Raw genomic sequence first — 12,656 nt, 5'->3', positions numbered from 1 at the left:
GTTATACCCTGTGCGACTACGCACTGCCATCATAGAGAAGTAATCTTTAAAGAAAAGAATCTATATCATATTCCATGCATAAATATGGATACGTAAGCAATGTTCCTAAATAAATAGTAAAATAGCCTATTGAGGCGATACAACGCAATGGGAGACCAGCTCACACTTTCTAAAGGAAGCTGTCACAATTCAAACTTAAATCGTCAGCAACGATCTGCCCAAATAGCCAGAAAATTGTATAAGAATTAATATAGAACAGATCCAGAATTATCAGTAAATTAACATCTAAAATCTCTAATATTGAATTTACTACACAGGCGCAAGCAATTTTTGATAAATTTGTGCAATGATTTAATTCAACATCAATCACACAATAATATCGTTTATAATATTGAAAGCTAAAAATTAACAATGATATTTATTTACCAGGTAGTCAATGGTAAAAATGAATCCACATTAAATCAGCTTTAGATGTACTTTTAATTAAACTTATCAGGATTTAAATTTCTTTATACTTTTATACAATTACTTTGGTTGCACAGGCAACCAAAGTAATTGTATAAAAGCGGCAGTAGCCTTTCTTAAAATTAAATATTTTTAAGTGCAGAATACTACTTTAAAAATATTATTCTCACACTATTGCTTAAATTTCTATCGTGCTATTCCACCGTGTCGCGAACAAGCCCCTTTTCCTGCTTTAGTTGAAGTTCCATCATTACATTTAATAGTATTTTTAGGTTGTTCAGTTTTTGGTTTTTTATTTGATTTTCTTCTTGTTGGCAAATCATCATAAACAACCCCGCCATGATGAGAACATGTACCCTTTCCGGTTGAAGTTGAATATGTGCCATCTGCACATTTTGACTTCACTTCCGGATCATTTGCATTAGTTGTGATTCTTGCAAATCCTGATTGTGAGAAAAAAAAGCATAAGAAAAGCATGGCAAATCTGCTACTGATTTTTATCATAACTTTCCTGCAATTTATATAGTTAAAATATAAATAATTTTTAACATATATTTATTCTAAAAATCAAATTTTCAACTAAATTATCTATGTAATTTTGCATTTTAATCATTAAAAAATTATTTATACAACGTTCTGTCTATACTTGGTATATTTAATATTATTATTCTTATTAATAAATTTTACGGTTTTACTGCTCTGTAACAACGGTTCCAATTTTCTAGTCAAAGTAGTAGCTAATAAAATTAATCATTCTTAATCATTCCAACTACTGTATTAATTAAATCAGAACCATATTCCAGCAGAAACCTTCAAATAATAAAAAAACCAGTAATTTAGCCTTCTCCGGCTCTTCAGCATAAGCAGTATCTGGCAAATAGCCCTGCTTTACTGGCTGTTGCCCATCCGGAGCGGGAGCGGATTTAGTTTAAAAGTCCTTATTCTTAATTTGTTTTTTAATCATTTTTCAAAATACTCAGGAAATAAAGACTTAAATCAGCAAATTTTTTGAGTTCAAATCAATTTAATTATCTTATCTATTTTAACGATATATTTTTTAAATTTTTATAACTGAGAATTAGGTTATGGGGATTTCAGCTGAAGAATTTATAAAATTACTATGAAAAAATCTTTTAAATTTTAGCGATTTAAAGGTGATATTATTCAATTAATACAGACTAAAGTATCTAATGTAGACATATCTGGAATTAAACGGCCTACAAACAAGAGTAGCGAATTTTGATTATTACTTAAAAAATACAATATGAGCTTAAATAGCTCGGATCTAGAAATACTATTACTGGTAGCACTGAAATCAGGAATACATGAACAGCAGAAGCTTTGAGTGAGAATTCAGTCAGCATGATTCATGACATACATGGGCTACCAGGCTAGTTGAAGATAGTGTTTCAATGCATGGCATTAGATATGAGCGGCTGGAAATCTCTAGAGATAGGTACAAAGATATGCTCATTTAGCACTGAAGCATTTAATCCAGCCTGCATTAAAGATTAACAACATCATGACATCAAAATGGCACAGTTTTGTCACAACAGATAATACAAGGGAAGAAATGATAAAATGCGTAGAATATTAGAATATATGGAGGAGAAATGGTGGGTCGTGAGCGATTCGAACGCTCGACCAACGGATTAAAAGTCCGCTGCTCTACCGACTGAGCTAACGACCCAAGAGCGCGCATTTTAGGCAGGAGTGCGGCTGCTGTCAAGTACTTTGCTATTATTCATTTGCGGTAATATGGCACTAAAAGTGCTGCCTTTCCCAGTAATACTTTCAATCTGTAATTTGCCGCCATGTTCTGCCAGAGCGTGTTTGGCAATGGCCAGCCCAAGACCTGTACCCCCGCTTTCGCGTGAGCGGCCTGAATCTACACGATAAAAGCGTTCGGTAAGATGAGGAATATGCTCCGCAGCGATACCGGGGCCCGTATCGCTCACTTGAAATACAGTCTGCTGATAGTTGTTTTCGTCTTGTTCACTATAGAGCCGGATAGTTATAGTTCCACATTGCGGAGTATAGCGTACAGCATTAAACAGAAGATTACTGAATGCATTATATAAATCCTGCTGAATCCCCTCTATCCAGATATCTGCAGCTATTTCACAAATAAAATGATGTTTATTTTCAGACAAAATTTCAGCTTCATATACTACCTGCTCAACCAGAGTACTCAGGCACAATGATTGTTTACGTAAAGATGCAGTAATCTGATTTTCCAGTCGTGATAAGGTTAATAAATCTGCCAGAAGGTGATTCATGCGGATTCCTTCTTTACTCATCAGTGCAATAAATGACTGACGCTGCTCCTGCGGCAAATCCGGCATATCCGTTAAGGTTTCCAGAAAGCCGTTAATTACAGTTAAAGGAGTACGCAGCTCATGCGAAACATTGGCCACAAATGCCGTTCTGGTGGCATTCAATTGTTCGGCAGCAGTAATATCCTGAGTAATAATCAGTGTTGCCTGTTCGTCAAACGGAGTACGGATAATATTCAATACTCGTGGTAATCCGCTATTTATATTTTCAAGTGTAAGCTTTATATTCACTGACTCTGTTGCCGGCTCATCCAGAAATCGCCGGAAATCACTATTTTCAATCAGATCAGCTAGCATACTGTTATTGTCTTGTTCAGCAACCAGATTCAGATGGATTGCAGCCAGATGGTTCAGCCACTGAACATGTCCATCCTGCCCGAGGATTAATACGCCCTCTGGTATAGTTTCGGCAATGCGGTTAAAGCGTAACAAGGCGACACCCAGTTTCTGCTTGCGCTTTTTACGGCTACGTGCCTGTAGCATCAAAGTATTGAAAATATTGTTCCAGATCCCGATCCCCTGTGGCACATTACGTAATTTCGGTCTTTCCAGCCACCGGACCAGTTTAAATAAATGATACCAGTAACCCGCCAACCATAAAAAAAACAGGCAGCACAAGCTAATCAGCATGAATTGCAGGCCGCCAGCCAGCAATGACGCTACAACAACCACAATCACGGTTGCCAGTATTAAATATAAATGATGGCGCAGTTCAGACAGAAGCATGTCATTTCACAGAAGATAAATTTAAGAAGTAATTCCGGCTATGGTGAAAAGCGATAACCGCTGCCACGCACTGTTTGTATAAGGTGGTCATGCCCCACTGTTTCAAGTCCCCGTCTTAACCGGCGGATATGAACATCTACCGTACGCTCCTCAACAAACACATGATCACCCCATACAAGATCAAGAAGCTGGCTGCGGGTGTATATCCGATCCGGATGTGTCATAAAGAAATGTAATAACTTAAATTCACTGGGTCCGAAGGGAATGGTTTGTCCGTTTACTTGTACACGCTGCTGCTGCGGATCGAGTTCCAGACCATAAATACGCAGTGGTACACTGGTTTTTTGCGGAGCACGCCGGCGCAAAAGTGCATTAATTCGCGCAATCAGTTCTCGTGGTGAAAAAGGTTTAGTAATGTAGTCATCTGCACCCAGATTCAGCCCCTGCTCTTTATCTGTTTCTTCACCGCGTGCTGTTAATAGAATAATGGGTAAATCACGACTGCGAATATCATTGCGCAGCTGCCGGATAAAATCAAGACCGGAAAGTCCGGGTAACATCCAGTCTAGTAACAGTACATCAGCCAGCCTGGCCTGCAATAACGGCTGTGCAGCTTCTACACTGGGTACACATTGCACAACAAATCCCGCCTGTTCCAGCGTAAATTGAATCAGAGTAGAAATTGCAGCTTCATCTTCCACAACCAATACCATAACTTCTGTCATATACATTTCCTGACCAGATAATTATCTATTGTGACAGATTAAGAAGAAAAACAGAAAAATACAAAGTCAGCTATCAAGAAAAAACCTGTGCCGGAACATTTTTTTGCACAGGTTCAGAATCGGAGTAACCACAGTAATGCTAACACAATATAAATTGATATCATATCAGGAAATATCTGATATACAGACATACAGTATTAATTTTAGCTGGTAAGTTGTATTTTCAGTTTTGTATTGCATTTATCAGTGATTAAATAATTTCTGATTGATTATTATTAGCAAATCAATTGGTGAGATGAGACAAAATTTCGTATGTCTGATAATACTTATGTCTGATTAAACTTAAATCTGTTCTCTTATTTATTCTCACAAAACTCTCCAGCAGACCGTTACTTCATTTTGAAACAGCTTTTCCATATTATTACGTGCCTTAATTAATTTTTTATAAACTATCAACAATCCGCACTTACCAAATAATGTACAAGAAAATAATTTTTCTGCAGATGTCTTTATAAAATTATTAAATATATTTTCGCCAATTTTGAAACTAATTTACAACAGGTTAAAAAAATTAAATCATCTGATTATTATTTTTATTTCATTCCATTTTCATAAAATATAGCTATTTGGTCTAAAATTTTCTTACCAAAGCATACATTTGGATGATAATACCGGCATAAAAAAATATTCTAAAGGTATAAAATTGTCTGGCTAACGCTTTTGCAGCCTGCCCTATACTGTTTGAATTTCAAACAGCATTAATGCCATTCAGATATTATTAATATAATAATATTTTACAATTGCTAACATTTAAATTCTAATTTTCATATAGTTAATTTTTTGACTTCATCAATTTTTTATAGTCGAATAAAAAAAAAGATATATCTTATTTATATGTTTATAAGTTGATTTAAAAATGTATATATCTAACTACGGTGTTTGACTGAAACATAATTCTCATTTACCTGATTATCTTAGCCAATATGAATAAAATCTACAAACTTATCTGGAATGCGCAAGTACAGGCATATATCGTTACATCAGAATTAGCCCGGAAAGGGGGTAAAACTGCACGGCTCAGGCTGGTTAGCATTATAGCTGTCAGCATGGCAACTACCGGACTGGCTTATGCACAATGTCCGCTTTCAGCACCAGAAAACAAAGTTTGCACAACTTTTCGAGAAAACACGCCTGTTATCAGTACATATGCTGACACTACCATCAGCGATAATCGCATTGAAAACAGAGATCCTTCCAATCAGACCATCAATACACCCGACACTGACTTAAATCAGTCGCTTACAATTATCAATCAAAATGGTGCCGGGGATTTAACAGTAAACGCAAATAATAGAAACATAACGGATATCGATGCAACAAATAACAGCCAGAATGGTGCGATTACAATTAACACCACACAAGATATGTTAACTCCTGATACTAAAGGTATTTACATTAACAGCGCAGGAACAGATGTCACACTCACAACAGCAGCCGTCCATAGCAAACAACGCAAAGGTATTAGTATCGAAAATAATGGCAGCGGTTCCACAAAAATAACAGCGAATGATGATATCATATCTGATACTGATGATGCCATTTATGCTGTCAATAATGCCGGATCAAAGGATTTAACTATTAATACTCAGGCTGTTATTGGTCAGGCACATGGTATTTATGCATATAACAATGGTACAGGGTCAACGACACTTATCGTTAATAAAGGCATTGAATCACACACTACCGATGCTATATGGGTTAATAATGCAAATATATCATCAACAAATTTAAATGTAACCACCCACGATACCGTTCTGGGACATACCAATGGTATTTATGCAATCAATAATGGTACTGGTGATACAACCATTGAAACTATCCAAAATGTGCAAGGAGAAGATGGCGATGGAATTTTTAGCGAGAATCACGGAGGGCAATTAACTATTACAAGTGACAATATTATAGGTACAAGTAACGGTATTTACGCTATGAATTCTGGAAACGGTTCCACTGACATTACATCAACTGGTAATGTTACTGCTTCATCCGGTAATGGTATCTTTGTTAATAATGGCAATAATACAAACGGCCTGACTATAACTACTAACGTTATATCCGGTACAGATAACGGTATATATGCAACCAATAATGGAACAGGCGAAACCAGAATTGTCAATCAGGCATCAGTAACAGCAGATAAAAATACCGGTATCAGCGTAACCAATACAAATCAGGCTAACGGGCTGAACATCAAATCACTTATTATCAATGCCGGTACTAATGGTATCGTTGCAAATAATCATGCTCTCGGTGACACAGAAATTACTTCTAACGGGCCAATTACAGCCACAAGGGGATACGGAATCTGGGCTGAAAACGGGGAACAGGCTGGAGGTATCATCATTCGATCGGGAGGTGCAATTAGCGGAGGAACCAGCGGCATTAAGGTACACAATTCTGGTTCAGGTAGTACTACACTTACCCTGGTCAATCCAATAACTGGGGGTACGGAAGCAGGTATTTTTGTTGATGATAAACCAAACAGTAAAACAACTATTACCCTTAAGACCGGTACCAAAGTTTCAGCAGCTTCTGGTCTGGCTATTCGTGATGGTGATGGTAATGCCAATGTTACGCTGAATAGCGGTTCAAACGTCATCGGACGAATTGAGCTGGGTAACGGTAGTGATACTCTTTTCATCAATCGCGGAGCCAATATCAGTAATATTACTGTAGTCGATGGTGGGGACGATACCAGCAGTAATGACGGAATGACTGATACACTGAATATTAATCAGTCTCTGACTGGTTCTACCACGGGTAATAATAATGGTGTTGCCGGAAATATTGCCATTCTTAACTGGGAAAAAATCAATCTTGCTCAAAACAGTACCCTCACCCTGAGCGGAGATTTGAATACTAATCAGCTTAATATCGGGAATGGTACCACAGTCAATCTTATCGGCTCCCTAAGACAGGCACAGATTAATGGCGATGTGTTTAACTCAGGCAATATTAATCTCAATAGTAATTTCACCGGAGACAATTTAACGATTAACGGAAATTATCAGGGTAATGGCGGTAAACTGACTCTGGATCTGAAACTTAATTCTGCTTTAAAAGATAATGACAGCATTGCTGACAATACTGCCGATAAACTGACTGTTCAGGGTAATGTGACAGGTAAAACCACCATCAGATTTGCCAGCATTGATGGTCTTGGCGGCGATACCGGAAATACCAATGGCATTGAATTGGTAAAGGTTAATGGTAACAGTACCGGAGATGCTTTTGCACTGGAAGGCGATCATTTAGACAGAGGTGCATATGAATACCATTTGTTTAAAGGTGATTTGCAGCAAAACGGGAATAACTGGTATTTACGCTCTCAAAAGCAAACAAACCCGGGGGATGATAACTCCGGTGGCGATAACTCTGGTGGCGATAACTCCGGGGGCAATAACTCCGGGGGCAATAACTCTGGTGGTAACAACTCTGGTGGTAACAACTCTGGTGGTAACAACTCCGGTGGTAACAACTCTGGTGGTAACAACTCCGGTGGTAACAACTCCGGTAACGGCAACTCTGGTGATAGTGGTACGACAACTAAACCATCAAAACTCAGACCACTATACCGTAAAGAAGTACCATTATTTGCCGCAGTTGCCTCTCAGTTACGACAGGCCGACAGCCTTATGCTCGCTAATATGCATCAGCGTATCGGTTCCACTCCTCTGCCTGATGAACGTATGAGTTGGGGCAGAGTGATTGCCAGCCGTACTGATACTCAGCAAAACGGGCCGGCCAATGCCCGTACTACCGGTAATTATGCCGGTTTACAACTGGGCAGTGATATCTGGAGCAGCAACGGCTGGCGTGCCGGCGGATACGTCGGCTATCTGCACGGCAATCTCGATGTTGACGGCTTTACCAGCGGTATTGATACCAGAGCAGGTAAAAACACAACCAAATCTTACTTTATCGGCGCATATGGTAATTACACCCGTGAAAATGGTGCTTATGCAGATTTTGTAATACAGGGTGCCCGCCATCATGTTGATATTAAACCGGATAACAATCCGACCGGCAAACAGAAAGGTCATGGCGTTACGGCTTCAGTAGAAATAGGTCAGCCGTTTACTCTGGGCAGCAGCAACTGGAAGCTTGAACCGCAGGCTCAGATTATTCATCAGTGGCTGGATTTAAATGATTCTGATATCAGCGGACGTACTACAGTCAGTCACGGACACAATAATGCCTGGCTCTTCCGTCTTGGCGGAAGACTCGAAGGCAGCTATCAACTGAATAAAGGAAGTCTGCGACCCTATGCCCGGGTAAATTTCTTTTACTCACCTGATGGTGCCGACCATACCAGTTACGTTACTAATGTAGCCACAACCAGATTAAATGCCGGTGCCTCTCGTGCCAGCACTGAGCTGGCAATTGGTGGTACTTACGATATTACAAACAAAGTAAAAGCTTATGGTGAAATCGGCCATACATGGTCTAATGGTGGTGATGCACATACCAAAGCGCCGGTAAATGGTTCTGTCGGATTAAAGATTAACTGGTAAATATTATTAGTAAAAATTTATTTATCATTAATTACATTCAATTCCAGGATATATGTTTGTTTCAATTAATTAAAATTATTATATATTATTGTTTTGTCATTATTTATAAACCAATCTAATTTTTATTTCATTTAAAAATGTAGGAGATAAGCAGGATGAACAAAATATATAAACTAATCTGGAATTTAAGATTACAGACTTATACAGTTGCATCAGAACTAGTACACAGTTGCGGTAAACAAAAACTGATTAAACTGACTGCTTGTTTCAGTATGTTGGCAGTCATCAATCTCGCTCATGCGCGGTGTCCGGTATTATCAACAGCAAATATAACCTGTACACAAAACAATCCCGCAAAAATCGCTACGGCGTTGACTGGTGATTCTATTCAGAATACAAACAATCGAATCCATATTTACAATAATGGAAATAGTTCAATAAATATCAATGTTACTAATGATATAAATATTGACCCATCCACAACTACAACCGATATTTCTCCAGCTATTCTGGCGGAAAACGAAGAAACTGCTACTGATATCAATATCAATACTCAAAATATCAACAGTGCAGTTGATGCCATATCTGTTTCGAATAAGGGTAGCGGTTATACTGTAATTAACACAGGTGATATCACTTCAGATAACCTGCCTGTCTATATTGATGTTGGCAAAAATGCAAAAGATATTACTGTTGCTACTAATAATTTAAAAAGTCCTGTCGGAGGTATTGTCATAGCCAATCATGGTATTGGCTCAAGTTCTGTTTATGTTAATGGTAATATTAATACTCAAAACAATGCGATCTCTGTTAATAATGATGTCTCGAGTAAAAACGTATTGATTAATGCTAATAATATCAATAGTGTTTCAGAGAGCATTCTTGTTAATAATCAAGGAACTGGATCAACCACTATTACAACAGGAAATATTAATTCAAGTAACAGTCAGGCACTTGTAGTTAAAAGTGGAAAAAATACACAAGATATATATAGTTACAATGGTAATGTTGCAGGTCTTACCGGTGGTATTGATATTAATAATGGCGGTACCGGTTCAGTCACGGTCAATACAGGCAATGTAAAAAGTGACTTGGGATCGGGTATCCGTGTTTATAACGACCTTGGTTCAAAAGATATAAATATTTATGCTCACGATATTGAAGCATCTAATTTCGCTACCCAAGCTTTCGGTATTACAGCAAATAACTATGGTACCGGTTCAACTACTATTGTGGTTAACGGTTCAATAAAAACTGGTGAAAGAGGTACTGGTATCTGGGCAGTAAATGGTCGAAAAACTAAAGATTTAACAATTATTGCTGGTAATATCAATAGTAATACTCTTGGGGGAATTTTTGCGGTTAATGCCGGTGCGGGTTCAACCACCGTAATTGCCAAAGACATTACTGCCGATAGCGGTCTAGTAGTAGCAAATGGAGTTATTGCCAAAGATTTAATGCTTCAAGCTAATAATGTCACGGGTGGTGTTGAAGTTGCAAATGAAGGTATAGATGGTTCAACTACTGTTAATGTAAATAATATTTATAACGAAAAAGGTACTGCTCTTAGTGCTATCAGCAGCAACAAAGCAAAAGATTTAATTATTCATGTTAATGATGCTATCGGATCTTTTAACACTATCGATATTTTAAATTCTGGTACCGGATCAACTTTCCTGACCACTACAGGAAATGTTATTACGACTAAAATAGATAATGTGGAAGATGCCCAACATACTACCTATAATGGAATTGAAATTCGTCATTCTAAACCTGCTTATGAACTCAATATTACTCAGCTAGCCGGTAATATTACAGGGATAAATAATGGCATTTATACTGATAATCAAGGAAGTGGTGACACTAATATACATATTGCCGGTAAAGTAAGCGGAGGAGTAGGCGCCGGTATTAAAAATACTGATGCAAGCGGTATAAATACTAATATTACATTGGAAAACGGAGCTGAAATTACCGCAAATTCTGGTATAGCAATTATGAATAATGATTCTAATGCCAATATTATAGTCAATAAGGGCGCTAGAATTTCCGGACAAGTGCTACTGAATAATGGTAGCGATACTTTCACTATTAATCAGGCTGATACGTCTGCCTTAACTCTACTCGACGGAGGAAAAAAAGATGCAGACGGATTAAATCCTGATGGACAGAAGGATATCGACACCCTCAATATCAACAGTCTGCTTACTGGTTCTTCTGCCAGTAATAGTGATATGAATAATACTGCATTACGTAACTGGACTATTATTAATGTTGGTCAGCAAGGAAATTCACCGTTATTCGGTAATTTAGCATTAACCGGAGATCTAGAAACCAGGCAATTAAATATTAATACGGGGAGCATACTAAATTTTGCAATACCTAAAAGCACTTCCCTGCAGACAGGTACTGTGGATTTATCCCGTCAGATAAATATTACTGCCGACGTAAATAATGCAGGCACAATCAGTTTTAATAACAATTATAGTGGAGATATCCTGACAATCAATGGCAACTACAACGGTAGCCCGGGTAGTCAGTTACTAATGGATATTGATTCTCATGAAAACACCGCCGATAAATTGTTGATTACGGGAGATGCTACTGGCAGAAGTACCATTAAAATAACGGACATTAATGGACTGGGAGCAGATACAACCGGCACCAACGGAATTGCTCTCATTACTGTTAAAGGAAAGAGTAATGATGCCATTTTTAGTCTGTTTAATGGCCATATTGATGCAGGTGCTTATGCATATGAATTGGTAAAAAATAATGATGACAGCAGCTGGTATCTGCGCTCAGATAAACAAACATTCTCCAGCGCCGCAAATCTTTTAAAGTCATATGATATACCTGAAGAAATTACAACCAGATCCAGACCACTATACCGTAAAGAAGTACCATTATTTGCCGCAGTTGCCTCTCAGTTACGACAGGCCGACAGCCTTATGCTCGCTAATATGCATCAGCGTATCGGTTCCACTCCTCTGCCTGATGAACGTATGAGTTGGGGCAGAGTGATTGCCAGCCGTACTGATACTCAGCAAAACGGGCCGGCCAATGCCCGTACTACCGGTAATTATGCCGGTTTACAACTGGGCAGTGATATCTGGAGCAGCAACGGCTGGCGTGCCGGCGGATACGTCGGCTATCTGCACGGCAATCTCGATGTTGACGGCTTTACCAGCGGTATTGATACCAGAGCAGGTAAAAACACAACCAAATCTTACTTTATCGGCGCATATGGTAATTACACCCGTGAAAATGGTGCTTATGCAGATTTTGTAATACAGGGTGCCCGCCATCATGTTGATATTAAACCGGATAACAATCCGACCGGCAAACAGAAAGGTCATGGCGTTACGGCTTCAGTAGAAATAGGTCAGCCGTTTACTCTGGGCAGCAGCAACTGGAAGCTTGAACCGCAGGCTCAGATTATTCATCAGTGGCTGGATTTAAATGATTCTGATATCAGCGGACGTACTACAGTCAGTCACGGACACAATAATGCCTGGCTCTTCCGTCTTGGCGGAAGACTCGAAGGCAGCTATCAACTGAATAAAGGAAGTCTGCGACCCTATGCCCGGGTAAATTTCTTTTACTCACCTGATGGTGCCGACCATACCAGTTACGTTACTAATGTAGCCACAACCAGATTAAATGCCGGTGCCTCTCGTGCCAGCACTGAGCTGGCAATTGGTGGTACTTACGATATTACAAACAAAGTAAAAGCTTATGGTGAAATCGGCCATACATGGTCTAATGGTGGTGATGCACATACCAAAGCGCCGGTAAATGGTTCTGTCGGATTAAAGATTAACTGGTAA

At 38.6% G+C, this 12,656-nt stretch carries 5 protein-coding genes and 1 tRNA gene; 2 read left to right on the top strand and 4 right to left on the bottom strand.

Annotated elements, in window-relative coordinates:
* Nucleotides 1-651: 651 nt before the first annotated feature.
* The 4 genes from GYX91_RS00460 to phoB all read right to left on the bottom strand — a co-directional run bounded on the left by GYX91_RS00460 (nt 652) and on the right by phoB (nt 4,252).
* A complete protein-coding gene (locus GYX91_RS00460) occupies nt 652-969 on the bottom strand; it encodes a hypothetical protein (protein ID WP_174829675.1) in 318 nt (105 codons plus the stop codon).
* 1,110 nt (nt 970-2,079) lie between these two features.
* Nucleotides 2,080-2,155, bottom strand: a tRNA-Lys gene (locus tag GYX91_RS00455).
* 13 nt (nt 2,156-2,168) lie between these two features.
* On the bottom strand, nt 2,169-3,527 hold the full coding sequence (gene phoR, locus GYX91_RS00450; protein WP_078474190.1) for a phosphate regulon sensor histidine kinase PhoR: 1,359 nt from the start codon (nt 3,525-3,527) through the stop codon (nt 2,169-2,171).
* A 38-nt stretch (nt 3,528-3,565) separates the two neighbouring features.
* Entirely contained in the window at nt 3,566-4,252 is a 687-nt protein-coding gene (gene phoB, locus GYX91_RS00445; protein WP_078474191.1) for a phosphate regulon transcriptional regulator PhoB, read from the bottom strand.
* Between the two features lie 983 nt (nt 4,253-5,235).
* Between phoB and GYX91_RS00440 the strand changes: the two genes are divergently transcribed.
* On the top strand, nt 5,236-8,826 hold the full coding sequence (locus GYX91_RS00440) for an autotransporter outer membrane beta-barrel domain-containing protein (protein ID WP_174829685.1): 3,591 nt from the start codon (nt 5,236-5,238) through the stop codon (nt 8,824-8,826).
* Between the two features lie 155 nt (nt 8,827-8,981).
* The gene (locus tag GYX91_RS00435) at nt 8,982-12,656 is read left to right on the top strand and encodes an autotransporter outer membrane beta-barrel domain-containing protein (protein ID WP_174829684.1); all 3,675 of its coding nucleotides are present in this window, start codon (nt 8,982-8,984) and stop codon (nt 12,654-12,656) included.

The organism is Snodgrassella sp. ESL0304, assembly GCF_013344995.1.
Lineage (GTDB): Bacteria > Pseudomonadota > Gammaproteobacteria > Burkholderiales > Neisseriaceae > Snodgrassella > Snodgrassella alvi.
Note: the sequence above shows the minus strand (reverse complement) of the source record. Positions and strands in the feature narration are given on the sequence as shown.

Coding starts and splice junctions, on each gene's coding strand:
- GYX91_RS00460 (WP_174829675.1), bottom strand. CDS start 969: ATGATAAAAATCAGTAGCAGATTTGCCATGCTTTTCTTATGCTTTTTT.
- phoR (WP_078474190.1), bottom strand. CDS start 3,527: ATGCTTCTGTCTGAACTGCGCCATCATTTATATTTAATACTGGCAACC.
- phoB (WP_078474191.1), bottom strand. CDS start 4,252: ATGACAGAAGTTATGGTATTGGTTGTGGAAGATGAAGCTGCAATTTCT.
- GYX91_RS00440 (WP_174829685.1), top strand. CDS start 5,236: ATGAATAAAATCTACAAACTTATCTGGAATGCGCAAGTACAGGCATAT.
- GYX91_RS00435 (WP_174829684.1), top strand. CDS start 8,982: ATGAACAAAATATATAAACTAATCTGGAATTTAAGATTACAGACTTAT.